The sequence below is a fragment of the Streptomyces antnestii genome, assembly GCF_004005495.1.
GTDB classification, from domain to species: Bacteria; Actinomycetota; Actinomycetes; order Streptomycetales; family Streptomycetaceae; genus Streptomyces; species Streptomyces antnestii.
Genome location: NZ_RZYA01000018.1, coordinates 89,360 through 115,391 on the forward strand (window position 1 = coordinate 89,360; position 26,032 = coordinate 115,391).

General features: G+C 70.2%; 19 protein-coding genes. 3 read left to right on the forward strand and 16 right to left on the reverse strand.

The annotated features are described in order from the left end of the window. Window positions 1-187: 187 nt before the first annotated feature. Both EOT10_RS30085 and EOT10_RS30090 read right to left on the reverse strand, forming a co-directional pair. Entirely contained in the window at window positions 188-994 is an 807-nt protein-coding gene (locus EOT10_RS30085; RefSeq protein WP_127831520.1) for a TIGR03936 family radical SAM-associated protein, read from the reverse strand. 46 nt (window positions 995-1,040) lie between these two features. Continuing rightward, window positions 1,041-2,342, reverse strand: coding sequence for a hypothetical protein (locus tag EOT10_RS30090; RefSeq protein WP_127831521.1), 1,302 nt, complete (start codon window positions 2,340-2,342; stop codon window positions 1,041-1,043). Window positions 2,343-2,488: 146 nt separating this feature from the next. Here EOT10_RS30090 and EOT10_RS30095 point away from each other — a divergent pair, with 146 nt between their 5' ends. Continuing rightward, on the forward strand, window positions 2,489-5,620 hold the full coding sequence (locus tag EOT10_RS30095) for a phosphocholine-specific phospholipase C (RefSeq protein ID WP_127831522.1): 3,132 nt from the start codon (window positions 2,489-2,491) through the stop codon (window positions 5,618-5,620). Window positions 5,621-5,681: 61 nt separating this feature from the next. Here the strand turns inward: EOT10_RS30095 and EOT10_RS30100 are convergent, their stop codons facing one another. The 10 genes from EOT10_RS30100 to folC form a co-directional block, all read right to left on the reverse strand. Beyond that, window positions 5,682-7,619, reverse strand: a complete 1,938-nt coding sequence (locus EOT10_RS30100; protein WP_127831523.1) for a TIGR03960 family B12-binding radical SAM protein — start codon at window positions 7,617-7,619, stop codon at window positions 5,682-5,684. 68 nt (window positions 7,620-7,687) lie between these two features. Beyond that, window positions 7,688-9,193 (reverse strand): CYTH and CHAD domain-containing protein, encoded by a 1,506-nt coding sequence (locus tag EOT10_RS30105; protein ID WP_127831524.1) that lies wholly within the window; start codon window positions 9,191-9,193, stop codon window positions 7,688-7,690. Window positions 9,194-9,241: 48 nt separating this feature from the next. After that, on the reverse strand, window positions 9,242-10,438 hold the full coding sequence (gene rodA / locus EOT10_RS30110; RefSeq protein WP_127831525.1) for a rod shape-determining protein RodA: 1,197 nt from the start codon (window positions 10,436-10,438) through the stop codon (window positions 9,242-9,244). Window positions 10,439-10,443: 5 nt separating this feature from the next. Beyond that, the gene (mrdA, locus tag EOT10_RS30115) at window positions 10,444-12,627 is read right to left on the reverse strand and encodes a penicillin-binding protein 2 (protein WP_127831526.1); all 2,184 of its coding nucleotides are present in this window, start codon (window positions 12,625-12,627) and stop codon (window positions 10,444-10,446) included. A 46-nt stretch (window positions 12,628-12,673) separates the two neighbouring features. Next, the gene (mreD, locus tag EOT10_RS30120; protein WP_127831527.1) at window positions 12,674-13,348 is read right to left on the reverse strand and encodes a rod shape-determining protein MreD; all 675 of its coding nucleotides are present in this window, start codon (window positions 13,346-13,348) and stop codon (window positions 12,674-12,676) included. Window positions 13,349-13,360: 12 nt separating this feature from the next. Then, window positions 13,361-14,305 (reverse strand): rod shape-determining protein MreC, encoded by a 945-nt coding sequence (mreC, locus tag EOT10_RS30125; protein WP_127831528.1) that lies wholly within the window; start codon window positions 14,303-14,305, stop codon window positions 13,361-13,363. Window positions 14,306-14,412: 107 nt separating this feature from the next. Further along, window positions 14,413-15,432: a rod shape-determining protein gene (locus tag EOT10_RS30130; protein WP_028802628.1), complete on the reverse strand. Its 1,020-nt coding sequence runs from the start codon at window positions 15,430-15,432 to the stop codon at window positions 14,413-14,415. 356 nt (window positions 15,433-15,788) lie between these two features. Further along, entirely contained in the window at window positions 15,789-16,202 is a 414-nt protein-coding gene (gene ndk, locus EOT10_RS30135; RefSeq protein WP_127831529.1) for a nucleoside-diphosphate kinase, read from the reverse strand. A gap of 49 nt (window positions 16,203-16,251) precedes the next feature. Further along, window positions 16,252-16,617: a DUF4233 domain-containing protein gene (locus EOT10_RS30140; RefSeq protein ID WP_127831530.1), complete on the reverse strand. Its 366-nt coding sequence runs from the start codon at window positions 16,615-16,617 to the stop codon at window positions 16,252-16,254. Window positions 16,618-16,623: 6 nt separating this feature from the next. Beyond that, a complete protein-coding gene (folC, locus tag EOT10_RS30145) occupies window positions 16,624-18,135 on the reverse strand; it encodes a bifunctional tetrahydrofolate synthase/dihydrofolate synthase (protein WP_127831531.1) in 1,512 nt (503 codons plus the stop codon). 144 nt (window positions 18,136-18,279) lie between these two features. Here folC and EOT10_RS30150 point away from each other — a divergent pair, with 144 nt between their 5' ends. Then, on the forward strand, window positions 18,280-18,942 hold the full coding sequence (locus EOT10_RS30150; RefSeq protein WP_127831532.1) for a hypothetical protein: 663 nt from the start codon (window positions 18,280-18,282) through the stop codon (window positions 18,940-18,942). A 168-nt stretch (window positions 18,943-19,110) separates the two neighbouring features. Here the strand turns inward: EOT10_RS30150 and EOT10_RS30155 are convergent, their stop codons facing one another. After that, window positions 19,111-21,732 (reverse strand): valine--tRNA ligase, encoded by a 2,622-nt coding sequence (locus EOT10_RS30155; RefSeq protein WP_127831533.1) that lies wholly within the window; start codon window positions 21,730-21,732, stop codon window positions 19,111-19,113. A 187-nt stretch (window positions 21,733-21,919) separates the two neighbouring features. Between EOT10_RS30155 and EOT10_RS30160 the strand changes: the two genes are divergently transcribed. Further along, on the forward strand, window positions 21,920-22,888 hold the full coding sequence (locus EOT10_RS30160) for a hypothetical protein (protein ID WP_127831534.1): 969 nt from the start codon (window positions 21,920-21,922) through the stop codon (window positions 22,886-22,888). 79 nt (window positions 22,889-22,967) lie between these two features. Here EOT10_RS30160 and clpX read toward each other — a convergent pair whose 3' ends face one another. From clpX to EOT10_RS30175, 3 genes are all read right to left on the reverse strand, one after another. Continuing rightward, a complete protein-coding gene (gene clpX, locus EOT10_RS30165) occupies window positions 22,968-24,254 on the reverse strand; it encodes an ATP-dependent Clp protease ATP-binding subunit ClpX (protein WP_127831535.1) in 1,287 nt (428 codons plus the stop codon). Between the two features lie 155 nt (window positions 24,255-24,409). Further along, window positions 24,410-25,069 carry an ATP-dependent Clp protease proteolytic subunit gene (locus EOT10_RS30170; protein WP_127831536.1) on the reverse strand — a complete coding sequence of 220 codons (660 nt, stop codon included), beginning with the start codon at window positions 25,067-25,069 and terminating at the stop codon, window positions 24,410-24,412. A 52-nt stretch (window positions 25,070-25,121) separates the two neighbouring features. Continuing rightward, window positions 25,122-25,727 carry an ATP-dependent Clp protease proteolytic subunit gene (locus EOT10_RS30175; RefSeq protein WP_127831583.1) on the reverse strand — a complete coding sequence of 202 codons (606 nt, stop codon included), beginning with the start codon at window positions 25,725-25,727 and terminating at the stop codon, window positions 25,122-25,124. Window positions 25,728-26,032 lie beyond the last annotated feature (305 nt).

Sequence of the window (26,032 nt, forward strand, 5' to 3'; positions counted from 1 at the left end):
GTCCGCGGCTCGCGCTTTGTGCGCGGTGCCGCCGTCCGGGGCGCGGGCGCCGCACGGGAGCTCTCTGTCTGTTCTCGCCGGTTCCGTACGCCATGTGTGCGTACGGCCTGGCGAAAGTCCTTGGGTTCGGTGCGCTGCCCGACCCAGGTGGCTCCCGAGTACGAGGGCGGCGCTTCGACGACCGTCCTTACGCGGAACCTGGCACCGGCGCCGTCGCGGCGGCAGCCGTGGCGCTCCCCCCGCTTGCGGGAGATGCGGCCTTCACTGCCTCGCGGTCGGGCGCGAGCGGGTCGGTCACCGTGCCGGTCTCTTCATCGAAAAGCCCCTGCGCCAGCCTGGTCACCGCTGCGGGGACCGGCGGCGCCAGGTCGGCCACAGCTCGGAGACCGGACAGAACGTCGTCGGGTCGAACGGCAGGCGTCACGTGCCGAACAACCAGGCGCAGTATCGCACAGGCCTTGTCGGTCGGCCTATCGGTCCCGTCGTCGTGGACCTGCGAGGCCTCGGCGGCTTCGAGACTCACGACGGCGGCGCGGGCGTCGAACGTCCGCATACCGTTCTTCGTCCTGCGCTGAACCTCGACGGTCTCGGCCGCGATGAACGCGTCCGCGGCCGCCTCGGCCTGTGCGGCCTCCACGCCGTCGAGGCGCAGCTCCCACACGGAGGCGGTGAGCCGGTCGGCGAGACCCGAGGTGCGGGACTCGACGGCCTCGATGATGTCGAGCCCGGTGGGCAGCGACTCGTCGAGGAGCTCGCACAGCGTGTCGGGGTCGCGCGCATCGGTGAGCGCGATCTCCAGGTACTCGGCTTCGCTGCCCGTGCCGGTGGGTGCGGCATTGGCGTACGACACCTTGGGGTGCGGCGTGAACCCCGCCGAGTACGCCATGGGTACCTCGGCGCGGCGCAGGGCACGCTCAAAGGCGCGCTGGAAGTCACGGTGGCTGGTGAACCGGAGGCGGCCACGCTTGGTGTAGCGCAGTCGGATGCGCTGCACCGCGGGTGCGGGCGGTGGGCCTTCGGGCTGTCGCTTGCCCAGTGTCCTAATCCTTAATGAATGCGGTCTTCGTGAGTGCGGTCGTACTGCTACCTAGAGTACGTGTCTGCGGCGTATCAGGTTCCCGCCGGTCCCTCGCCAGCGGTTCGGGCGCCGCCCGCCGGGCCCCGAAGAGCACCCTGCGCACGTCGACCCGGGCCTGCCGCACGCTCTCGCGCGCCGCCGCGAGGATCTGTCGCGCTGCGCGGCCCGCGTCGCCGGCCGCCCGGGCCGCCGGCCGCCAGACCGAGTCCCGTACGAGGTGCCCCAGCGGGGTGCACACGGAGCGGTACGCCCAGCGCACCGGGTCGACGAAGATCCACCGAAGGAGTCGTCCGAGGACCCGCCCGAGCACCCGCCCGACGGCCCGCGACACATGCCCCGCCACCCGCCACGCGTGCCCGAGCGCGTCACCCGCCTCCCGCACGAGGACGCCGAGCACCCGCCCGACGGGCACGAGAACCCAGCGCCACACGGCCGTGGCCACGGCGACGGCGGGCACGACGAAGATCCACCGCACGAGGGAGGCGACGACGACCCAGACCCCGCGCCCCAGCCACGCGACACCCGCCCACGCGCCCCGACCGAGCCATGTCAGGCCCGCGCCGAGCCACGACAGGCCCACGCCGAGCGCTCGGCCCGCGAGGGCGAGGCAGGCGCCAACCAGCTTGAAAACGAAGGCAGTTGCCCGCCCGGCCGGCGCGAGGGCATGCACGTACAGCCACACCGCCGGAACGACGAGGAGGACGCGCAGCAGAGCGGCGACGGCACCACCGAGAGCACCCACCGCGCGCGCCATTCCCCGCGCCAGCCAGGCGATCCCCCGCCCCAGCGGCACGAGCACCCGCGCGTACAGCCACACCCGCGGCCACACGAAAAGCGCCCGGCCCAGCCACGTCAGCGCGACGCCCACGCCCCGAGCGACCGGCGCGAGGACGTAGCGCCACAAAGCCACCCAAGGCCATACGAACAACGCCCGGCCCAGCCACGTCAGCGCCGCGGCCAGCCACATCAGGCCAATCCCCAGGCCTCGCGCGGCCGGTGCGAGTGCCCGTGTCCACAGCCATCTCGCCGGGACGACGAACACCGCGTGGAGGAGGTGGCCGGTCGCGCGCGCCAGCGGGACCAGACCCCTCCGCCACCCGACGCGGCCACCGGCGGCGAGGGCGTCCCAGGTCAGGCGCACCGGCACGACGAGGACCAGGACGACGACGCGTACCGGGATGCGGATCGCGGTCACGAGGCAGCCCTCGGGCGGCCGTTCGCCGGCCACGGGCTCCGCGGGCAGGTCGCGCTCCTCCAGGTCCATGCCTTCTCAGACGCCAACGGGCGGGATACGGATCCGCGTCACGGGAACTTCACGCACACCTCTGGCCCCGGCCACTTCTGTCTCGTATTCATAACGGGTCTGGGCCAAACAGGCCGTGTACAGAAGGACGTTGGAGGACACCCCCGATGAGCTCCAGCTCACCGCACCCCGAGCACAGACCCGAACTCTCCCGCCGCACCCTCATCGGCGGCGCCGCGGCCGCCGGTGTGCTGGCCGCGCTACCCCTGAGCCTGCGCACCGCGCTCGCCGCGCCCGGCAGGCCCGGCACCCTCGAGGACATCCAGCACGTCGTGGTGTTCATGCAGGAGAACCGGTCGTTCGACCACTACTTCGGCACCATGCAGGGGATACGCGGGTTCGGTGACCGCGCCGCTGTGCGTGGCGCCAATGGCAAGCCCGTGTTCCACCAGCCCGACCCGTCACGCCCGGAGGGCTGGCTCGCGCCGTTCGCGATGAACGCCGCGCACACCAGCGCCTACCGGCAGGGCGCCGCCTCCTTCGGGTTCGGCGACTCGATGAACGCCCGCAACGACGGGATCGCCGACGGCTACGTCACCCGGCGCGGCAGCGGCTGGCTCGGCCAGGGCTACTACGAGCCCGCCGACATGCCGTTCTACAACGCGCTCGCCTCGGTCTTCACCATCTGCGACCACTACTACTGCTCGACCGAGACGAGCACCAACCCCAACCGCGAACACCTCATGACCGGCACCAGCGGCGGCACGGTGCGCGACATCGCCGTCGTCGACAACCAGGAGCCCGGCTTCGAGTGGACGACGTACGCCGAGCGCCTGGAGAAGGCGGGGATCTCCTGGAAGACGTACCAGGCGCAGGAGAACTTCGACGACAACGCGCTCGCCTGGTTCAACACCTTCCGCGCGGCCAAGCCCGGTGAGTCGCTGTACGAGCGCGGCATGAAGAAGGTCGGCGATCCGGCGCAGACGAACGACCCGTGGGCGATGGGGGACGCGCTGGTCTCCGCGTTCGCCGAGGACGTGAAGAACGACGCGCTGCCGCAGGTGTCGTGGCTGATCGCGCCCGCCGCGCTGTCCGAGCACGCGAGCTACGCGCCGCCGCACGGCGAGGATCTGACGGCGCGTCTGCTGTCCGCGCTCGCCGACAACCCCGAGGTCTTCGCCAAGACCGCGTTCATCCTCAACTACGACGAGCACGGCGGCTTCTACGACCACCTGCTCGCGCCCGTCCCGCCGGTCGCCGAGGGCCGCGGCCGGTCCACGGTGACGCCGGACGGCGAGGTCGTGGTGCGCGTCAGCAAGGGGACCTCGTCCTTCTACCGGCCCGTCAACCAGCAGGGCCAGTACCGTGTGAAGGGCGCCGACGGGTCGCTGACCTGGTCGGACACGCTGCCCGCCGGTGAGACGAAGGCGGCGGGGCCCTTCCCGCTCGGCCTCGGCATGCGCGTACCGATGATCGTCGTGTCGCCCTGGACGCGGGGCGGCGCCGTGGCGTCGACGGTGTGCGACCACACCTCCGTCATCCAGTTCCTGGAGAAGCGCTTCGGGGTGCAGGAGCCCAACATCAGCGCGTGGCGCCGCGAGGTCACGGGCGACCTCACCGACGTCTTCGACTTCTCCGGCAAGAACCCGTCGTGGCCCGAGCTGCCCGACACCAGCGGCAACCGCCAGAAGGTCACCGACACCGGCAAGCTCCCCGCCCCCACCGTGCCGAATCCCCAGCACCTGCCCGAGCAGCAGCGCGGCACCCGCACCGCCCGCCCCACCCCGTACGACCTGCGGGTGCGGCCCGCCGTGCGCGGCGGCAAGGTGACCCTCGACCTCGCCAACCACGGCCGTCAGGGCGCCGTCCTCGCCGTGTACCCGGAGCCGGGCACCGCGCCCAGGCACTACACCCTGAGCCCGAAGGCCACGCTCTCCGACACCTGGACCCCCGGCGACAACGGCTACGACCTGCGCGTCCACGGCCCGAACGGCGCCCTGTGGCACCTGCGTGGCGACGCGGCCGGCACCTACGAGGCGCAGCTGGACCTCGCCGACGACGGCCTCGCCGCCGAGATCGAGCTCACCAACGACGCCCGCGCCGCCCGTACCTTCCTCGTCGGCGACCTCGCCTACGGCGGCGGCACCCGCGAGATCCGCGTCGCGGCCGGCGCGAGTCGCACCACCCGGGTCACGATCCCCGGCGAGGGCTGGTACGACCTGGCCGTCACGGTCCGCGACGAGCCCGGCTTCCTGCGCCGCCGCGCCGGCCGGGTCCCCGGCCGTCTCGAAGGCGTCACCGACCCGGCGATGGGCCTGCCCGACGCGCTCGGCGTCACCGTCTCCCTCCAGGCCGCGTCCGCCACGATCGACGAGGCGATCCTGGTGCCCGGCAAGACGGCCCGGGTCCGGGCCCGGTTCGACACGACGGCCGCCGTGTCCGCGATCGAGGCGCACCCGGTGGTGCCCAAGGGCTGGGCGGTGAAGGAGGTTTCGGCGCCGCCCGTCTCGCTCGCGGCGGGCGCGTCGGCGACCGCGGAGTGGGAGGTCCAGGTCCCGGACGGCCTGTCGGGCACGGCGGCGTACCGCCTCCTCGTCACGGCCCGGGCGCGCTCCGGCGAACGCTTCGTCCTGGCCGACGGCGAGGTCTCGGCACGCACCGCCCCCACCATGGCGGGCCATCTCCTGGGCGAGGACTTCGAGTCGGTGGCGGACGCGCTGCAGCCGGTCGCGGGTGTCGTCGGCTGGACGGCGACGGCCCCGAAGGGCTGGTCCGTGGTGAACGCGGCCGGTATGCCGCAGGGCACCACGCGCCTCCAGGGCTGGACGTTCCACACGAAGCGGGCCTGGTCCCCGGCGGGCCAGGACCGCGGCAACTTCAGCCGCGCGCTCGGCGTCGTCGCGGTGGCCGACCCGGACGACTGGGACGACACGGGCTCGCCGTCGTCGAAGGGCAAGTTCGACTCGGCCCTGGTCTCCCCCGCGGTCCCGGTGCCCTCCGGCACGCCGAAGCTGTACGTCGCCTTCGACTCGCACTACCGCCAGGAGGCCCCGCAGAAGGCGGCGGTGACGGCACTCTTCGACACGGGCGAGGAGACCCGCCTCCTCTACTACAGCGCCGACGCGACGGGCAACGACAACGCGGGCCATGACGCCGAGAACACCTTCGTGACGAAGGAACTCCCGGTCCCGGCGGGCGCGAAGTCGGTCACCCTGAAGTTCCGCATGTACGACGCGGGCAACAACTGGTACTGGGCGATCGACCACGTCCGCGTGGACAGCAAGCCGATCACGGCCTGAGGAAGCACGAGGGGCCGGAACGCCATCACGGCGTTCCGGCCCCTCGTCCCACTTCGTCGCGCTACTTGTTGACCACCGTGAGCGGCAGCAGCTTCTTGCCCGTCGGGCCGACCTGGATCTCGGTCTGCATCGCGGGACACACGCCGCAGTCGAAGCACGGTGTCCAGCGGCAGTCCTCGACCTCGGTCTCGTCGAGCGAGTCCTGCCAGTCCTCCCAGAGCCAGTCCTTGTCGAGGCCCGAGTCCAGGTGGTCCCAGGGCAGGACCTCCTCGTACGTGCGCTCGCGCGTCGTGTACCAGTCGACGTCGACGCCGAAGTCGGGGAGCGTCTTCTCGGCGCAGGCCATCCAGCGGTCGTAGCTGAAGTGCTCGCGCCAGCCGTCGAAGCGGCCGCCGTCCTCGTAGACCGCGCGGATGACGGAGCCGATGCGGCGGTCGCCGCGGGAGAGCAGGCCCTCGACGATGCCGGGCTTGCCGTCGTGGTAGCGGAAGCCGATGGAGCGGCCGTACTTCTTGTCGCCGCGGATCTTGTCGCGGAGCTTGGTGAGGCGCTCGTCGGTCTGCTCGGCCGAGAGCTGCGGGGCCCACTGGAAGGGGGTGTGGGGCTTGGGGACGAAGCCGCCGATGGAGACCGTGCAGCGGATGTCGTTCTGGCCGGAGACCTCGCGGCCCTTCTGGATCACGTTCATCGCCATGTCGGCGATCTGGAGGACGTCCTCGTCGGTCTCGGTGGGCAGGCCGCACATGAAGTACAGCTTCACCTGACGCCAGCCGTTGCCGTACGCGGTCGCGACGGTGCGGATGAGGTCCTCTTCCGAGACCATCTTGTTGATGACCTTGCGCATGCGCTCGGAGCCGCCCTCGGGGGCGAAGGTCAGGCCGGAGCGGCGGCCGTTGCGCGTGAGCTCGTTCGCCAGGTCGACGTTGAACGCGTCGACGCGGGTGGACGGCAGCGAGAGGCCGATCTTGTCCTCGGTGTACCGGTCGGCGAGGCCCTTCGCGATGTCACCGATCTCGGAGTGGTCCGCGGAGGAGAGGGAGAGGAGGCCGACTTCCTCGAAGCCGGTCGCCTTGAGACCCTTTTCGACCATGTCGCCGATGCCGGTGATGCTTCGCTCCCGCACGGGGCGCGTGATCATGCCGGCCTGGCAGAAACGGCAGCCGCGGGTGCAGCCGCGGAAGATCTCGACGGACATCCGCTCGTGGACGGTCTCGGCGAGCGGGACGAGGGGCTGCTTGGGGTAGGGCCACTCGTCGAGGTCCATGACGGTGTGCTTGGACACGCGCCACGGCACGCCGGACCGGTTCGGGACGACGCGGGCGATGCGGCCGTCCGGGAGGTACTCGACGTCGTAGAACCCGGGGACGTACACGCCGCCCGTCCTCGCGAGGCGGAACAGGACCTCCTCGCGGCCGCCGGGACGCCCCTCGGCCTTCCAGGTGCGGATGATCTCCGTCATGTCGAGGACGGCCTGCTCACCGTCGCCGATGACGGCGCAGTCGATGAACTCGGCGATCGGCTCGGGGTTGAACGCCGCGTGCCCGCCCGCGAGGACGATCGGGTCGTCGATCCCGCGGTCCTTGGCGGAGAGGGGGATGCCGGCGAGGTCCAGAGCCGTGAGCATGTTCGTGTAGCCGAGCTCGGTGGAGAAGCTCAGTCCGAAGACGTCGAACGCCTTGAGCGGGCGGTGCGAGTCCACGGTGAACTGCGGCACCTGGTGCTCGCGCATCAGTGCTTCCATGTCCGGCCACACGCTGTACGTGCGCTCGGCGAGGACGCCCTCGCGCTCGTTGAGCACCTCGTAGAGGATCATGACGCCCTGGTTGGGCAGCCCGACCTCGTAGGCGTCCGGGTACATGAGCGCCCAGCGGACGTCGCAGCTCTCCCACGGCTTGACCGTGGAGTTGAGCTCGCCGCCGACGTACTGGATCGGCTTCTGCACATGCGGGAGCAAAGCTTCGAGCTGTGGGAAAACCGACTCTGCGGCTTCGGCAGGCATACCCGGGACCTTCGTGAGCTGACTGGGGGCACCCCCGGCCGAAGGCTGGGGGCGGGTGACTGTCAAGCCTAACGCGACCAGGAGACAGCCTTCGCCCAGAGCGGAGGAAGCTCCTCCTCGGCGGCCGCCGCGCGAGCCTCCTCGCGCCCGTACAGGAGCCCGTACGTGAAGGCGCTCTCCCCCGCCGAGTGGGCCTGCGTCGCCAGGTCGCGCAGCGCCTCGCGGGCCATGACGCTGTCCTGGTGCTCGCCGAGCAGGGACTGGAGGGCCTTCGCGTGCTTGGCGACGTCCTTGGCCGGGGCGCCGAGGGCGGGGGTGGCGACCTCGGCCGCGTACCGGGCGCGCTTGGCGGCCTTGCGGGCCTCGTGGAGGGCGAGGTCGCGCTCGTGGCCCGGCTCCAGGCCGAGGGCTTCCTCGACGTGGCCGGCGAGCCGCTCGTAATCCCGCCCCACGGCCTTGGCCAGGGCGTTCTTCGGCTGCTTGGCCCGCAGCGGGGGTGTGTCGACGAGCGCGTCGAGGGCGGCGAGGAGCGCGAGGTATCGCTTGCCGTCGAGTACGGCGATCAGCCGGCGCCGTGATCCGGAGCGGCGGGCCCGCGACCAGGTGCGCAGGCGGGTGCGGACGGGGCCCGCGGACACTTCGCGGGGGAGTTCGTCGAGGGCGGCGGTCAGGCGCTCGGTGAGGACTTCCTGGTCGCGGTCGACGCCGAGCTCGCCCGCGAGCCATTTCAGCTCGACGCCGATGGGGCGGGTGACGGAGCGGTCGAGGATCTTGCGGTACGAGCGCAGGGCGCTGCGCAGCCGGCGGGTGGCGACGCGCATCTGGTGGACGGCGTCGGGCAGGTCGCGCCGGACGGCGGGGTCGAGGTCGACGATCGCGTCGCGCTGGGTCCTGACGTAGGCGAGGACGTGGTCGGCGGGGGTCTCGGGGTCGGCCACAGGCTGTGGCTCTCGGGGGCCGATGCCGGTCTCGATGAGTGCGCGCGCGAGTTTCGACGGGGCGGCGGAGCGGCTGGCGCCGGCCTTGCGGAGTTTCTTCTCGACCTTGCCGAGGAACGCGGGGTCGCCGCCGTCCGCGAGCTCGACCTCGATCTCGGTCCAGTCGGCGGCGCCCGGCCGACCGGTGAGCCGTTCGGCGTGGACGCCGTCGACGCTGACCTCGGCGAGCAGCGTGCCGTCGGCGCCGGTGAGGTCGTGGACGTCACGCGCGGAGCGCAGCCGCATCAGGGGGACGAGGTCGGCGTCGCGGACGCGGGAGCGCACGAGGCCGGTGAGGTCGCGGGGGACGTCGTCGGAGAGGGGAGCGCGGATCTCGTCGCGGACGCCTTCGGCGAGGGAGACGGGGAGTTTGAGGTGCCAGCCCGCGTCGGCGCCGCCGGTGCGGCGGCGCAGGGTGATGGCGGCGGCCGCGAGGCGCTGGTCGACGGTGTCGTAGTAGACGGCGTCGAGGTCGACGACCCCTTTGTCGATGACGGCCGCGACCCCGGGGACACCGCTCAGATCGGGCAGCCCGAAGCCTTCGCCGGCTCCGGGCGCCTCGTACTTCCGCTCGATCTCGCGCTTCGTCTCCGCCATAAACCGAATTTAGTCGCGATTCGGGCTCATGGGCAGACCCTCCGGGGGCTACGCCGACATCGGCCGTTGTACGCGGATCGACTGGAGGAGTCCGATCGCCACCCAGACCGCGAACATGGACGATCCGCCGTACGACACGAACGGCAGGGGCAGGCCCGCCACGGGCATGATCCCGAGGGTCATGCCGACGTTCTCGAAGGCCTGAAAGGCGAACCAGGCGATGATCCCGGCGGCGACGATCGTGCCGTACAGCTCGGTCGTCTCGCGGGCGATGCGGCAGGCGCGCCACAGGACGATGCCGAGCAGGAGCAGGATGAGGCCGGCTCCGGCGAAGCCGAGTTCCTCGCCGGCGACGGTGAAGACGAAGTCGGTCTGCTGCTCGGGGACGAACTGGCCGGTGGTCTGCGAGCCGTGGAACAGGCCGGTGCCGGTGAGGCCGCCGGAGCCGATGGCGATGCGGGCCTGGTTGGTGTTGTAGCCGACGCCGGCCGGGTCGAGGGCCGGGTTGGCGAACGCGGCGAAGCGGTTGATCTGGTAGGCGTCGAGGATGCCGAGTTTCCAGACGGCGACCGCGCCGAGCACCCCCGCGCCGAGCAGGCCGAACACCCATCGGTTGGAGGCGCCGGAGGCGAGCAGCACTCCGAGCACGATGATGACCGCGACCATGATCGTGCCGAGGTCGGGCATGAGCAGCACGACGAGCATCGGGACGGCGGCGAGGGCAAGCGCCTGCAGCACCGTGCGGTGGTCGGGGTACTGCTTGTCGCCCGCGTCGACCCGTGAGGCCAGCAGCATCGCCATGCCCAGGATGATCGTGATCTTGGCGAACTCGGCGGGCTGGAGCGACACTCCGCCCGCGGACAGCCAGTTGCGCTGTCCGTTGATCGTGTCGCCGAGCGGGGTCAGCACCAGCAGCATCAGGAAGATCGAGGCACCGTAGAGGATCGGCACGGCCGTGCGCAGGGTGCGATGGCCGAGCCAGATCGTGCCGATCATCAGGGCGACGCCGATGCCGGTGTTCATGAGGTGGCGGATCAGGAAGTAGTACGGGTCGCCCTGGTTGATCACGGTGCGGTTGCGGGTCGCCGAGTAGACGAGCGCCGAGCCGATGAGGGACAGGGCGATCGACGACAGGAGGATGGGCCAGTCGAGGCGGCGCATCACCGAGTCCCTGGCCATGAGCCGGGACAGGGTGGAGCGCTCGGGTCCGTACCCGGAGACGGAGAAGCCGTTGGTGCCGGCCATGGTCGTCAGTCCCGCCTTCCGGTCACGGGGAGGCCGATGACCGCCGCCAGCTGCTGGGGGGACGGGCTCGGGCTCGGGTCGGCGGGCTGGTAGGGCTTGATGGTCGGTGCGTCGATCGAACCGTCCGGCTGGATCCTCGGCAGGTTCTTCTCGGGCGTGGGCAGCAGGGCCTTCTTCTTGTCGACCGCTCCGTCGGGGGTGACGCCGTACATCGCGTTGTAGATCTTGCGGACGGCTTCACCGGAGGCGCCGGAGCCCGTACCGGCCTGGGAGATGGTCATGACGACCGAGTAGTCCTTGGAGTACGTGGCCAGCCATGACGTGGTCTGCTTGCCGTAGACCTCGGCGGTGCCGGTCTTGGCGTGCAGCGGGATCTTGTCCTGGGGCCAGCCGCCGAACTTCCAGGCGGCGGTACCGCGGGTGACGACGCCGGCGAGGGCCTCGTTCATGCCCTTGAGGGTCGCCTTGGTGATCGGGAGCTTGTCCTTGACCCGGGGCTTGATCTCCCTGACCGTCTTGCCGTCGGCGCTGATGATCGCCTTGCCGATGGTCGGGACGTACTCGGTGCCGCCGTTGGCGAGGGCTCCGTAGATCATGGCCTCCTGGATCGGCGTGAGGAGGGTGTCGCCCTGGCCGATGGAGTAGTTGATCGAGTCGCCCTCGCGCATCTTGTTGCCTTCGAGGCAGTTCTCGTAGGCGATCTTCTCGACGTAGGACCCGTCCTTCTTGCCGGTCTTGCACCAGCTGTCCTTGTTGGCCTCCCAGAAGGCCTTCTTCCACCGGCGGTCGGGGACGCGGCCCGTGACCTCGTTGGGAAGGTCGATGCCGGTGGTCTTGCCGAGGCCGAACTGGTGGGCGGCCTTGTAGAAGTAGTCCTTGGTGGGACCCTTCGGGTTGATGCCGCCGTCCCTCTTCCACTCCCGGTCGGCGAGGCCGTAGAAGACGGTGTCGCAGGAGACTTCCAGCGCGCGGCCGAGGGAGATGGGGCCGAAGTTCTCCCCCTCGAAGTTCTTGAACACCTGGCCGCCGACCGAGTAGGAGCTGGTGCAGGGGTAGCCGCCGTCCCACTTGTAGCCGGCTTCGACCGCGGCGGCCGTGGAGATCACCTTGAACGTCGAACCGGGCGCGGACTGGCCCTGAATGGCCCTGTTGAGCAGGGGGTAGTCGGAGTCCTTGCCGGTGAGCTGCTTGTAGTCCTTGGCGGAGATGCCGCCGACCCAGGCGTTCGGGTCGTACGTCGGTGCGGACGCCATGGCGACGACGCGGCCGGTCTTGGCCTCCATGACGACGACCGAGCCGGAGTCGGCCTTGTAGTTCTCGCCGGTGATCTTGTCGAACTGCTGGCGGGCGGCCTTCATCGCCTCGTTGAGCTCGTACTCGGCGACGCCCTGCACGCGCGCGTCGATCGAGGTGACGACGTTGGCGCCGGGCTCGGCCTCGTCGCTCTTGGCGCGGCCGATGACGCGGCCGAGGTTGTCGACCTCGTAGCGGGTGACGCCCGCCTTGCCGCGCAGCTCCTTGTCGTAGGTGCGCTCAAGTCCCGAGCGGCCGACCTGGTCGGAGCGCAGATACGGCGACGACGTGTCCTTGGCCTTCTCGATCTCGGCGTCGGTGACGGGCGAGAGGTAGCCGAGGACCTGCGCGGTGTTGGAGTCGCCGGGGCCCGCGTAGCGGCGGACGGCCTGGGGTTCGGCGGTGATGCCGGGGAAGTCCTCGGAGCGCTCGCGGATCTGGAGGGCCTGCTTGGGCGTGGCCTCGTCCGTGATCGGGATGGGCTGGTAGGGCGAGCCGTTCCAGCAGGGCTGCGGAGTCTTGGCGTCGCAGAGCCGGACCTTCTCCGTGATGTCCTTGGACTTCATGCCGAGGACGTCGGCGAGCTTGGCGAGTACGGCCTTGCCGTCGTCGGGCATCTTCATCAGGTCGGTGCGGGACGCGGAGACGACGAGACGGGTCTCGTTGTCGGCGATCGGCACGCCGCGGGCGTCGAGGATCGAGCCGCGCACGGCGGGGCTGACGACCTGCTGGACGTGGTTGCCGGAGGCCTCCTTGGCGTACTCGGCGCCGTTGCGGATCTGGAGGTACCAGAGGCGGCCGCCGAGGGTGAGCAGGAGGGACAGGACCAGGATCTGGAGGACGATGAGCCGGATCTGGACGCGTGGGGTCCGCCCGGTCTCGGGAATGTTGGTCACGCTGTCTCCCCCTCTCAGTACGTGTACGCGGTGATGTGCCGGGCGGTCACAGTCGCTTGACCCCCTTGATGCGGCCGGCCCGCGAGGACCGCGCCTTGGCGGCCTTCAGGCGGAGTCCGCCGCGCTGGTTGCCGATGCGCAGGCCGGTGCCGGAGGAGAGCCAGCCGGCGGTGACGTCGGCGGCCTTGACCGAGCCGGACGAGGACTCGGCGAGCGGATCGTTGTCGGCGCGTCTGGCGAGGGCGATGATGAACGGCACGGTGAACGGCGCGAGGAGCAGGTCGTAGAGCGCGGCCGTGAACAGCAGGCTGCCGAGGCCGACATGGCGGGCGGCGGTGTCCCCGACGAGGGCGCCGACCATGGCGTAGAGCAGCGTCGAGCCGATGGCGGCGGCGACGACCACGGCCATCGGGCCGGCGGCGGACCTGAGTTGGCCCTTGTCCGGCTTGGCGAGGCCGACGAGGTAGCCGACGACGCACAGGACGAGGGCGTAGCGCCCCGCGGCGTGGTCGGCGGGCGGCGCGAGGTCGGAGAGAAGTCCCGCGCCGAACCCGATGAACGCGCCGCCGACATGGCCGTACACGAGGGCGAGGCCGACGACGGTCAGGAGCACGAGGTCCGGCACGGCGCCGGGCAGCTGGAGCCGGGCGAGTACGCACACCTGGACGACCATGGCGACGACCACGAGGGTGGTCGAGAGCAGCAACCGGTTGAAACGCATGAAGTCCAGCTCCTACTGCTGTGTGCCGTTGGCGGCCGTCGGGGCACCGGACGGTGTGGCCGTCACGGTCACGGTGGGCGTGGGCCTGGGCTTCGCCGGCTTGGGCGGCAGCACCTCGTCGCGCGGATCGGTGCGCGGAGCCTGGACGACCACGCCGACCACGTCGAGCTTGGTGAACCCGACGTACGGCTGTACGTAGATCGTGCGGGTCAGGTCGCCGCCGGACGGGTCGACGCGCACCACGCGCCCCACGGGCACCCCGGGCACGAACGGCTTGTCGGCCTGGGAGCCGAAGGTCACCAGGCGGTCACCCTTCCTGATCTTGGCCTTGCCGTTGAGGAGTTCCACGCGCAGCGGCCGGTCGCCCTGCCCGGAGGCGAAGCCGAGCTCGTCGGTGCGCTCCATCCGGGTGCCGACGGTGAAGTCGGGGTCGTTGGCGAGCAGGACGGTCGCGGTGCCGGGTCCGACGGTCGTGATGCGGCCGACGAGTCCGTCGCCGTTGAGTACGGTCATGTCGCGCTTGAGGCCGTCGTTCGCGCCGGCGTCGATGGTGACGGTCCAGGAGAAGCCCTGGGCCGCTCCTATGGCGATGACCTGGGCGCCCTTGATGCCGTACTGGCCGGCGCCGGCCGTCTTCAGCATGGAGTCGAGCTGGCGGACCTTGCTGCGGTTGCGGTCGTCGCTGCCGAGCTTCGCCTTCAACGCGGCGTTCTCGCGCTCCAGTTCGCTGACGCGGGTGTGCCGCTCACCGGAGTCCTTGACGGCAGCTATGGCGTTGCCGATCGGGTCGACCGCACTGGCGACGCCGTTCTCCACGGGGCCGAAGACCCCGGCGGCGGCCCTGCGGGCACCGTCGACCGGCGAGTCCTCGCCGCCGTGGATGTCCACCGTGATCAATGCGAACGCGATGGCGATCAGCAGCACCAGGAGCAGCCGGCTCTCTCGTGTGTCCCTCACGTGCGGCGGCCGTGCCTTCCTCAATCGGGAATTCTTACGCCTTGCCTCTATATCAACGAGCCGCCGTACGAAGTGGCAGGCACTCGTACGGCGGACCTCGCGTCAGGTCATCTGCGCGGCTGGGCGTCCAGGACCTGCTGGAGCGCCTCGAACTCCTCGACGCACTTGCCCGAGCCGAGCGCCACGCTGTCGAGCGGGTCCTCGGCGATGTGGATCGGCATGCCCGTCTCGCGGCGCAGCCGCTCGTCGAGACCGCGCAGCAGGGCGCCGCCGCCGGTGAGCACGATGCCCCGGTCCATGACGTCGCCCGAGAGCTCGGGCGGGCACTTGTCGAGCGTCGTCTTGACGGCGTCGACGATCGCGTTGACCGGTTCCTCGATCGCCTTGCGCACCTCGGCGGCCGAGATGACGACGGTCTTCGGAAGTCCGGACACGAGGTCGCGCCCGCGGATTTCGGTGTGTTCGTCGGCGTCGAGGTCGTACGCGGAGCCAATCGTGATCTTGATCTGCTCGGCAGTCCGCTCACCGAGAAGGAGCGAGTACTCCTTCTTGATGTGCTGGATGATCGCGTTGTCCAGCTCGTCCCCGGCGACCCGGATGGACTGTGCTGTGACGATTCCGCCGAGCGAGATCACCGCGACCTCGGTGGTGCCGCCGCCGATGTCGACCACCATGTTGCCCGTGGCCTCGTGGACCGGGAGGCCGGAGCCGATGGCCGCGGCCATGGGCTCCTCGATGATGTGCACCTGGCGCGCACCGGCCTGCGAGGAGGCCTCGATGACCGCGCGGCGCTCGACTCCGGTGATGCCGGAGGGCACACACACCACGACACGGGGGCGAGCGAGGTAGCGCCGCTTGTGGATCTTCAGGATGAAGTAGCGGAGCATGCGCTCGGTGATCTCGAAGTCGGCGATCACGCCGTCCTTCAGCGGTCGCACGGCGACGATGTTGCCCGGCGTGCGGCCGATCATCTTCTTGGCTTCGGCGCCGACCGCGAGGATGCCACCGGTGTTGGTGTTGATCGCGACGACGGACGGCTCGTTGAGTACGATCCCGCGACCCCTGACGTACACCAGCGTGTTGGCGGTCCCGAGGTCGACAGCCATGTCACGGCCGATGAACGACATTGAGTTCCCCATCAGGATTCGTCTGGCCTTCCCAAAAGGAGCGTTTGATGGCTTGTCAGGTAGGCGAGGTGGGTGCGAGTGGCGTGGAGGCTTACATCGTAGTCTCGCCTGCACGGACACGGCGCGAGGGTCTTCGCCATTGTCAGCAGATGAACCCCCGCCCCGCTAATGGGGACGTGCCGACGGAGTGTTGCGTTCCCCCAATGGGGGCGCATATGCCAAAAGGCGGCCGGATTTCTCCGGCCGCCCCTGCTTCTTCGGCGCTCCGTGACTGACTCCGCGTCAGAAAAGAACTTTTCCGGTCTCACGGACCGGACAGGAGGACCCGCCGGAAAGTCCTGGAACGAGACCGGGTCCTAGACGAGACCGGGGAAGAAGATCTTCAGCTCGCGGTCGGCCGACTCCTGCGAGTCCGAGGCGTGGATCAGGTTCTCCCGCACGATCGTGCCGAAATCACCACGGATGGAGCCGGGAGCGGCGGCGATCGGGTCGGTCGGACCGGCGAGCTGGCGCACACCCTCGATGACCCGCTCACCCTCGACCACGAGGGCCACCACGGGCCCGGACGCCATGAACGCGACCAGCGGCTCGTAGAAGGGCTTGCCCTTGTGCTCGCCGTAGTGCTGCTCAAGGGTGTCCTGGTCCAGAGTCCGCAGCTCCAGCGCGCTGATCGTCCAGCCGGCCTTGCGCTCGATACGGCCGATGATCTCGCCGACGAGTCCACGGCGGACGGCGTCGGGCTTGAGAAGGACAAGAGTGCGCTCACTCATGGTGCGGCTCCAAAATCTTCGTGGGATGCCCGCACGATACCGGGCACGGCTACGCGGTGTTACCTCCGGCCTCGGCCTGGGACTCCGCCAGGGCCGCCCACCTGGCCTTCGCCTCGTCGATCTTGCGCCCGAAGTGCACGGAGGCCCACCAGAGCCCGGCGAAGCAGAGACCCAGGATGAACATCGTCGGCACGATGAACCCGCTGGCGACGAGCGCCGCCTGAAGCACCCACCCCAGACCGATCCCGCCCCGCCGCCCGAGGGCCCCGCACAGCAGCACGGACAGCAGCATCCCGACGCCGCACACGGTCCACACGACGCCGCCCGACAGATCCTGGTCCTTCATGGCGACGAGCCCGGCGAAACCGATGACGAAGAACTCACCGATCAGGGTCGACGAACACAGCACACGCACGGCGGATCAGCCCTTCCCCAACAGCAGCCGGGCCTCGCCGACCGTGATCACCGACCCGGTCACGAGCACACCGCCGCCCGCGAACTCGCCCTCTTCCTCGGCGAGCGTGATGGCGGCCTCCAGCGCGTCGTCGAGGCGGGGCTCGACCTGCACGCGCTCGTCACCGAAGACCTCGACCGCGAGGGCGGCCAGCTCGTCGGCGTCCATGGCGCGGTGGCTGGAATTCTGCGTGACGACGACCTCGGCGAAGATCGGCTCGAAGGCCTCCAGGACCTCCCGCGCGTTCTTGCCGTCGCTCACGCCGACGACGCCGATGAGACGGCTGAAGTCGAAGACCTCGCTGATGGCCTCGGCGGTGACGCGGGCGCCCGCGGGGTTGTGCGCGGCGTCGAGAACCACGGTGGGCGAGCGGCGGACGACTTCGAGGCGGCCGGGCGACGTGGCGCCGGCGAAGGCCCGCCGGACGGTGTCGACGTCGAGCTGCCGGGCCTGCTGGGAGCCGATCCCGAAGAACGCCTCGACGGCGGCCAGCGCGACCGCCGCGTTGTGCGCCTGGTGGGCGCCGTGCAGCGGGAGGAAGATGCCGTCGTACTCGCCGCCGAGCCCACGAAGGGTCAGCAGCTGTCCGCCGACGGCGACCTGGCGGGAGACGACGCCGAACTCGAGACCTTCGCGGGCCACGGTCGCGTCCACGTCGACGGCCTTCTTCAGGAGCACCTGCGCGGCGTCGACAGGCTGCTGGGCCATGATCACGGTGGCCCCCTCCTTGATGATCCCGGCCTTCTCGGAGGCGATCTCACCAGGAGTGGTGCCGAGCCGGTCCGTGTGATCGAGGTCGATGGGCGTCACCACGGCCACCGACGCGTCGATCACGTTGGTGGCGTCCCAGCTGCCGCCCATGCCGACCTCGACGACGGCGACGTCGACCGGGGCGTCGGCGAAGGCGGCGTAGGCCATCCCCGTGAGCACCTCGAAGAAGGAGAGCCGGAACTCCTCCTTCTGGTCGACCATCTCCACATACGGGGCGATGTCGCGGTAGGTCTCGATGAAGCGGTCGTAGTCGATCGGCGCACCGTCGAGACTGATGCGCTCGGTGATCGACTGGACGTGGGGCGACGTGTACCGCCCGGTCCGCAGCTCGAAGGCGCCAAGGAGCGACTCGATCATGCGGGCCGTGGACGTCTTGCCGTTCGTCCCCGTGATGTGGATCGAGGGGTAGGCGCGCTGCGGCTCGCCGAGTACGTCCATCAGCGCGGCGATCCGCGAGACGGACGGCTCCAGCTTGGTCTCGCCCCACCGGCCAGCCAGCTCGTTCTCCACGTCGCGCAGGGCCTGGGCGACCTCGGGATCCTGCGGCCGCGCCGGCACGCCGTCCCCCTGCGGGGCACCCCCCTGCGTGCGGAGGGTACGGCTGCCGGCCTCGATCACCGCAAGATCGGGGTCACGCTCGGTCTCGGCGTCCACGATGTCGTCGAAGCCGTCGGATTCGCCGCTGTCGCGCGGGGGGAACTCACTCACGTCAGCCAGTCTACGGAGAACCACCGACAGCACCCCCGCCGGGCGGCCCGGCCCGGCCGGAAGAGCTGACCCGAACCGGGGACGCCGCGGCACCCCCCGGCGCGGTGCGCCCCCGCCCCCGTACGGGCGAGGTCCAATCGGACCATGTGGTACGCACACAACCCCGGCCGCCGCGCACGGCAACTCCTCGGAGACGGCGCGGCCCTGCTGTGGACGACACTGTGGGCCGGGGCGGCGCTGACCGCGCACCGGCTCCTGCGGCCGGAGTCCCGGCCGGCCCCGCACCGCCCCCGTATCCCCCTCCTCGGCAGCTCGGTGGACGGCGCGCTGCGGGGCGTCGCCCGGGCGAGCGACCGGATCGTGAGTGCGGCGCCGGCCGAGCAGGCACCGGCGGCCGCGGAGGTGCTCGCGGTCCTGGGCGCGGTGGCGGTCTTCGTGATCCCGGTGGGCCTGATGCTCGCGGTCTGGCTGCCCCGGCGGCTGCGCTGGACCCGCCAGGCGGCCGCGGCGCGGGAACTGGCGGACACGGAGGACGGCCGTGAACTGCTGGCGCTGAGGGCGCTGTTGCGGCCCCTGGACGAACTCGCGGCGACGGCCGCGACGCTCCCGCACATCCCCGCGCCGTCCTCCGATGTCCCCCAGGCCCCGGACCTGGACCCGTGCCTGGACCCGGACGCGGACCTGGACCAGGACCTGCCGCCCGACCTCGGCCCCGGCTCGCTCGCGAAGGGCTGGCGGGAGGCGGACCCGGTGGTCCTGGACGCACTCGCCGGCGCGGAACTCCTGCGTCTGGGGCTACGGGCATAAGGCCCCCGCCCACACCCCGCAAGCACAATGCGAAGGCCCCCGGAACCGAGTCAGGTTCCGGGGGCCTTCATTCGCTCACGCCAGCCGACTGTTCACGTCAGCCGACTGTTCACGTCAGCCGACCGTTCACGCCGGTCGACCGGCGTACACGTCAGCCGCGTGTGAACGTCACGCCTGCGGCAGCCGGTCCAGCTGCTGCTGGATACGGGCGATGTCCTCGTCCGCCTTGGCGAGCCGCCCGCGGATCTTGTCGACGACCGCGTCCGGCGCCTTGGCGAGGAACGCCTCGTTGCCGAGCTTCGCCGTGGCCTGCGCCTTCTCCTTCTCGGCGGAGGCGAGGTCCTTGGCGAGACGCTTGCGCTCGGCCGCCACGTCGATCGTGCCGGACAGGTCGAGCGCGACCTGGGCGCCCGCGACCGGCAGCGTCGCGGTGGCCGAGAAGGCGTCGCCCTCGGGCTGCAGACGCAGCAGCTGACGGATGGCCGCCTCGTGCGGGGCGAACGCCGTCCCGTCGAGGGTGAGCCGGGCCGGCACCCGCTGGCCGGGCTGGAGCCCCTGGTCGGCACGGAAGCGCCGGACCTCGGTGATGACCTGCTGCAGCGCCTCGATCTCACGCTCGGCGGCGGCGTCACGGAAGCCGCTGTCGGCGGGCCAGTCGGCCACGACGACGGACTCGCCACCGGTGAGCGTCGTCCACAGGGTCTCGGTCACGAACGGCACGATCGGGTGGAGGAGCCGCAGCGTGACGTCGAGGACCTCGCCGAGCACGCGACCCGACACCTTGGCCTGCTCGCCGCCGGCCATGAACGTCGTCTTCGACAGCTCGACGTACCAGTCGAAGACCTCGTCCCACGCGAAGTGGTAGAGGGCGTCGGAGAGCTTGGCGAACTGGAAGTCGTCGTAGAGCGCGTCGACTTCGGCGACCGTCTTGTTGAGCCGGGACAGGATCCACCGGTCGGTGGCCGTCATCGCCTCGGGCTCGGGCAGCGGGCCCTCGACCGTCGCGCCGTTCATGAGCGCGAAGCGCGTGGCGTTCCAGATCTTGTTGGCGAAGTTGCGGGAGGCCTGGACCCAGTCCTCGCCGATCGGGACGTCGACGCCCGGGTTGGCACCCCTGGCCAGGGTGAAGCGCAGGGCGTCGGAGCCGTACTTGTCCATCCAGTCCAGCGGGTTGACGGTGTTCCCGAACGACTTCGACATCTTCTTGCCGAACTCGTCGCGGACCATCCCGTGGAACGCGATGGTCTTGAACGGCGGCTGACCGTCCATCGCGTACAGGCCGAACATCATCATGCGGGCGACCCAGAAGAACATCAGGTCGTAGCCCGTGACCAGGACCGAGTTCGGGTAGAACTTCTCGAGGTCCGGGGTCTGTTCGGGCCAGCCCATCGTGGAGAACGGCCACAGGCCGGAGGAGAACCACGTGTCGAGGACGTCGGTGTCCTGCGTCCAGCCGTCACCCGTGGGCGGCTGCTCGTCGGGACCGACGCAGACCAGCTCGCCGTCAGGGCCGTGCCAGACCGGGATGCGGTGTCCCCACCACAGCTGGCGCGAGATGCACCAGTCGTTGAGGTTGTCGACCCAGTCGAAGTACCGCTGCGACATGTCCGCCGGGTGGATGTCGACCCGCCCGTCACGGACCGCGTCGCCCGCGGCCTTGGCGAGCGTCTCGACCTTGACCCACCACTGCAGCGACAGACGCGGCTCGAGCGTCGTCTTGCAGCGCGAGCAGTGGCCGACGGAGTGGAGGTAGGGGCGCTTCTCGGCGACGATCCGGCCGTCGGCGCGCAGGGCGGCGACGATCGCGGAGCGTGCCTCGAAGCGGTCCAGGCCCTGGAAGGGGCCGTGGGCGGTGATCACGCCGCGCTCGTCGAGGACCTCGATGGACTCGAGGCCGTGGCGCTGGCCGATGGCGAAGTCGTTCGGGTCGTGCGCCGGGGTCACCTTGACGGCGCCGGTGCCGAACTCCGGGTCGACGTGCGTGTCGGCGACGACCGGGATGGTCCGGTCGGTCAGCGGCAGCCTGATCTGCTTCCCGATCAGGCGGGCGTAGCGCTCGTCGTCGGGGTGGACGGCGACGGCGGTGTCACCGAGCATCGTCTCCGCGCGGGTGGTGGCGACGACGATGGTGTCATCGCCCTCCCCGTACTTCATGGAGACGAGCTCGCCGTCGTCGTCCTGGTAGTCGACCTCGATGTCGGAGATCGCCGTGAGACAGCGCGGGCACCAGTTGATGATGCGCTCGGCGCGGTAGATCAGGCCGTCGTCGAACATCTTCTTGAAGACGGTCTGGACGGCACGGGACAGGCCCTCGTCCATGGTGAAGCGGTCCCGGCTCCACGCCAGGCCCTCGCCGAGGCGCCGCATCTGGCCGGCGATCTGCCCGCCGGACTCGGCCTTCCACTCCCACACGCGCTCGACGAACGCCTCGCGGCCCAGGTCGTGGCGGGACTTGCCCTCCTTGGCGAGCTCGCGCTCGACGACGTTCTGGGTGGCGATGCCGGCGTGGTCCATGCCCGGCTGCCACAGCGTCTCGAAGCCCTGCATGCGCTTGCGGCGGGTGAGGGCGTCGATCAGCGTGTGCTCGAAGGCGTGGCCGAGGTGGAGCGAGCCGGTGACGTTCGGCGGCGGGATGACGATGGTGTACGCGGGCTTCTCGCTCTTCGCGTCCGCCTCGAAGTACCCACGCTCCACCCAGCGCTCGTACAACGGCCCTTCTACCTCGGCCGGCCCGTACTGGGTCGGCAGTTCGGTGGTGGGCGCTGTCTGCTGCTGAGTGTTCTCGGTCACGGGCTCAGTTTAGAGGCGCGACAGGGGTGCCCCGAAACCGGATTCCCGTGCGACGCGGCCACCCGCGCCCGCCCGTCCGGCACAACCTTTCAACAACATGGCACCGATCCACCCCTGGGTTCCCCACACGCGACCGGCTTCCGTCAGGATGTTCGGAACGCATAAGCATCGGGAGGGAACCCCAGAAATGAGCTACAACCAGCCGGGCCCGTACGGCGGGCAGCAACCTCAGCAGCCCGGACCCTACGGTCAGCCGCAGCAGCCGGGCCCCTACGGCCAGCAGCCGCCGGCCGCCCCCCAGCCCGGCTACGGGTACCCGCAGCAGCCCCCTCAGGGCGTCCCGCCGCAGCAGCCGGGCCCTTACGGCCAGCCCGGCGGTTACAGCCAGCCCCAGCAGCCCGGCCCCTACGGGCAGCAGCCCCAGGCCCCCTACGGCCAGGCTCCCTACGGCCAGGTGCCCCCGCCCCCCGGTGCGCCCGGCGGCGGCAAGAAGAAGACGGGCCTGATCATCGGCGCGGTGGCCGTGGTCGCCGCGATCGGCGTCGGCGCGTACCTGATCTTCAGCGGCGGCGGCGCGTCCGTCGCGGACGACGGCCCGCACAAGCTCATCACGCCGGCGACGGTGATGGGCGACTACAAGCGCATGGGCGAGGACAAGGGCGCCCAGGACGCCACCTCGGGCGACGCCAAGGTCCTCGCGCAGAGCGGGGTCACGAACGCGAAGGCCGTCAGCGCCATCTACTCGACGATCAGCCTGACCCCGGGCGCCGCGCCGTCGGCGGCGGACATCGCCACGTCGAAGGCCGTCTCCTTCATGGGCATCTACGGCAAGGTGAAGGACCCCGAGGCCGCCATCGACTCCACGTTCGCCGGCATGAAGAAGGAGCAGGCGAAGAAGTCGGAGCCGACGATGACCTTCGTCGGCGACCCGCAGACGGTCGAGCCGGACGGTCTCGACGGCGCGGTGATGAAGTGCCAGCAGGCGCAGGCCAAGAACGCCGCGACCCAGAAGGTCGACACGCAGTACATGTGCCTGTGGGCGGACTACAGCACGATCGGCATGGGCGTCCCGGCCGCGGGGGGCAAGGGAACCAGCCTCGACGACTCCGCGAAGGTCACCGCCGACCTGCGCAAGGAAGTCCGCGTCGCTGAGTGATCTCACCCGTACGTGACTGAGGGGCGCCCGGCGATCTGATCGCCGGGCGCCCCTCGGTCTTGCCTGTCGTGCGTGCCGCCTACGCGGACTTCTGCTCCCCCGCGCCCCCGCCCCGCGCGTCACGCGGGATCAGGGTCGGGTTCACGTTCGAGTGGACCGCCTCGGCCGTGATGACGACGCGGGCCACGTCCTTGCGGGAGGGGACCTCGTACATCACGGACTGGAGGACTTCCTCCATGATCGCGCGCAGGCCGCGGGCGCCGGTGCGGCGCAGGATGGCCTGGTCGGCGATGGCCTCCAGGGCCTCGCGCTCGAAGTCCAGCTCCACGCCGTCGAGTTCGAAGAGGCGCTGGTACTGCTTCACCAGGGCGTTGCGCGGCTCCAGGAGGATCTGGAGGAGCGCCTCGCGGTCCAGGTTGTGGACCGAGGTGATGACGGGGAGACGGCCGATGAACTCGGGGATCATCCCGAACTTCACCAGGTCCTCCGGCATGACCTCCTGGAACTGGTCCTTCTCCTCCAGCTCGCGCTTGGAGTGGATCGTCGCGCCGAAGCCGATGCCCTTGGCACCCGCACGGGACTCGATGATCTTCTCCAGGCCGGCGAACGCGCCGCCCACGATGAACAGCACGTTCGTCGTGTCGATCTGGATGAACTCCTGATGGGGGTGCTTACGGCCGCCCTGGGGCGGGACGGAGGCGGTGGTCCCCTCGAGGATCTTGAGCAGGGCCTGCTGGACGCCCTCACCGGAGACATCGCGCGTGATCGACGGGTTCTCGCTCTTACGGGCGACCTTGTCGATCTCGTCGATGTAGATGATCCCGGTCTCGGCCTTCTTGACGTCGTAGTCGGCCGCCTGGATGAGCTTCAGGAGGATGTTCTCGACGTCCTCGCCCACATAGCCCGCCTCCGTCAGCGCCGTCGCGTCGGCGATGGCGAACGGGACGTTCAGCATGCGGGCCAGGGTCTGGGCCAGGAGGGTCTTGCCCGAGCCCGTGGGGCCCAGGAGCAGGATGTTGGACTTCGACAGCTCGATCGCGTCGTCGCGTCCCTGGGCTCCGCCGTTCTCACCGGCCTGAACCCGCTTGTAATGGTTGTACACAGCGACCGAGAGGGCTTTCTTCGCGGCCTCCTGGCCGACGACATACCCCTCGAGGAACTCGTAGATCTCACGAGGCTTGGGAAGTTCTTCCCAGCGGACCTCGCTCGTCTCCGCGAGCTCTTCCTCGATGATCTCGTTGCAGAGGTCGATGCACTCGTCGCAGATGTACACACCGGGGCCTGCGATGAGCTTCTTGACCTGCTTCTGGCTCTTTCCGCAGAACGAGCACTTGAGCAGATCGCCGCCGTCACCGATGCGTGCCACGAGGTGCTTCCCCTTCGCCTGGGAGACGCTCGCGTAAGCGGCTCCTGGTGCCTGTATCCGACGGTACCTTGCCGGGCCCCCCGTTCGGGCCCCCCTTGGCACGGTTCACTTTGACGTGAACCGTGCCAAGGAGCGGCAGACGATACAGCGCTGCGTCACGCCAGGGCGGCGTTGTTCATCTTCCGGGTGGAGACGATCTGGTCGATCAGGCCGTACGCCAGGGCGTCCTCGGCCGTGAGGATCTTGTCGCGCTCGATGTCGTCGCGGATCTTCTCGATCGGCGTCGTGGAGTGCTTGGCCAGCATCTCCTCCAGCTGCTCACGCATGCGGAGGATCTCGTTGGCCGCGATCTCCAGGTCGGAGAGCTGCTCACGGCCGGTGCCGCCGGAGGGCTGGTGGATCAGGACGCGGGCGTTCGGCAGCGCCATGCGCTTGCCCGCCGTACCGGCGGCGAGGAGCACGGCGGCCGCGGAGGACGCCTGGCCCATGCAGACCGTCTGGATGTCCGGCTTCACGAACTGCATCGTGTCGTAGATGGCCGTGAGGGCCGTGAACGAGCCGCCGGGGCTGTTGATGTAGATGGAGATGTCACGGTCCGGGTCCATCGACTCCAGGCACAGGAGCTGCGCCATGACGTCGTTGGCGGACGCGTCGTCGATCTGCACACCGAGGAAGATCACGCGCTCCTCGAAGAGCTTCGCGTACGGGTCGTACTCACGCACGCCCTGCGAGGTGCGCTCGACGAAGCGCGGGATGACATAGCGGTTGTCGACCTGGGGGCCGGTGTACAGGCCGCTGCCGGGGATGTTGTTCATGGTCGGTGTTCCGTCCTGGTGGAGGTGGGCTCGTTTAACCGCGTACCGGGAATCAGGCCCCGGTACCGCCGCCGCCCGGAACACCCGTAGCGGCAGTGATGATCTCGTCGATGAGGCCGTAGGCCTTGGCCTCCTCGGCGGTGTACCAGCGGTCGCGGTCACCGTCGCGGATGATCGTCTCCACGGTCTGTCCGGAGTGCCGGGCAGTGATCTCCGCCATGCGCTTCTTGGTACGCAGCAGGTACTCGGCCTGGATCTTGACGTCCGAGGCCGTACCGCCGATGCCGGCGGAGCCCTGGTGCATCAGGATGTCCGTGTTCGGGAGCGCGAAGCGCTTGCCGGCGGTGCCGCCCGTCAGCAGGAACTGGCCCATGGAGGCGGCCATGCCCATGCCGATGGTGACGACGTCGTTCGGGATGTACTGCATGGTGTCGTAGATCGCCATGCCGGCCGTCACCGAGCCGCCGGGGCTGTTGATGTAGAGGTAGATGTCCTTGTCAGGGTCCGCGGCGAGGAGGAGCATCTGCGCCGTGATCTTGTTCGCGATCTCGTCGTCGACCTGCTGGCCGAGGAAGATGATCCGCTCACCGAGCAGCCGGTTGTAGACATGGTCGCCGAGGCCACCACCGATGGACGGCTCGCCGGCGGCGGAAGGCATCAGATTCGTCACGTATCCACCTGCTCGTCTCTGACGGCAACGCGCCGTCTCGCGTCTTCTGCGGAGGGCTGGGGCCCGCGTGTGTGTGCCGTCTCCGACGGCGCCGGGGACTCCTGCCCTCGTACTCATGGACCCTAACGCGCGGGCCCCTCCGGGGAATCCCGCGAAGGTAGCTGTTCGCTGTGAGCGCAGGTCCGCTGCGCTCGCTGAGCGGCCTTTGAGGCGCGGGGAACTGCGCGCTCAGCCCCCTCAGAGCCGCACCCGCCATAGGGCCTCGCGGGGCACGCGCGTCTGCGGCCCGGTGG

Coding starts and splice junctions, on each gene's coding strand:
- EOT10_RS30090 (WP_127831521.1), bottom strand. CDS start 2,342: ATGGACCTGGAGGAGCGCGACCTGCCCGCGGAGCCCGTGGCCGGCGAA.
- EOT10_RS30095 (WP_127831522.1), top strand. CDS start 2,489: ATGAGCTCCAGCTCACCGCACCCCGAGCACAGACCCGAACTCTCCCGC.
- EOT10_RS30100 (WP_127831523.1), bottom strand. CDS start 7,619: ATGCCTGCCGAAGCCGCAGAGTCGGTTTTCCCACAGCTCGAAGCTTTG.
- EOT10_RS30105 (WP_127831524.1), bottom strand. CDS start 9,193: ATGGCGGAGACGAAGCGCGAGATCGAGCGGAAGTACGAGGCGCCCGGA.
- rodA (WP_127831525.1), bottom strand. CDS start 10,438: ATGGCCGGCACCAACGGCTTCTCCGTCTCCGGGTACGGACCCGAGCGC.
- mreD (WP_127831527.1), bottom strand. CDS start 13,348: ATGCGTTTCAACCGGTTGCTGCTCTCGACCACCCTCGTGGTCGTCGCC.
- EOT10_RS30130 (WP_028802628.1), bottom strand. CDS start 15,432: ATGTCGTTCATCGGCCGTGACATGGCTGTCGACCTCGGGACCGCCAAC.
- ndk (WP_127831529.1), bottom strand. CDS start 16,202: ATGAGTGAGCGCACTCTTGTCCTTCTCAAGCCCGACGCCGTCCGCCGT.
- EOT10_RS30150 (WP_127831532.1), top strand. CDS start 18,280: ATGTGGTACGCACACAACCCCGGCCGCCGCGCACGGCAACTCCTCGGA.
- EOT10_RS30160 (WP_127831534.1), top strand. CDS start 21,920: ATGAGCTACAACCAGCCGGGCCCGTACGGCGGGCAGCAACCTCAGCAG.
- EOT10_RS30170 (WP_127831536.1), bottom strand. CDS start 25,069: ATGAACAACATCCCCGGCAGCGGCCTGTACACCGGCCCCCAGGTCGAC.
- EOT10_RS30175 (WP_127831583.1), bottom strand. CDS start 25,727: ATGCCTTCCGCCGCCGGCGAGCCGTCCATCGGTGGTGGCCTCGGCGAC.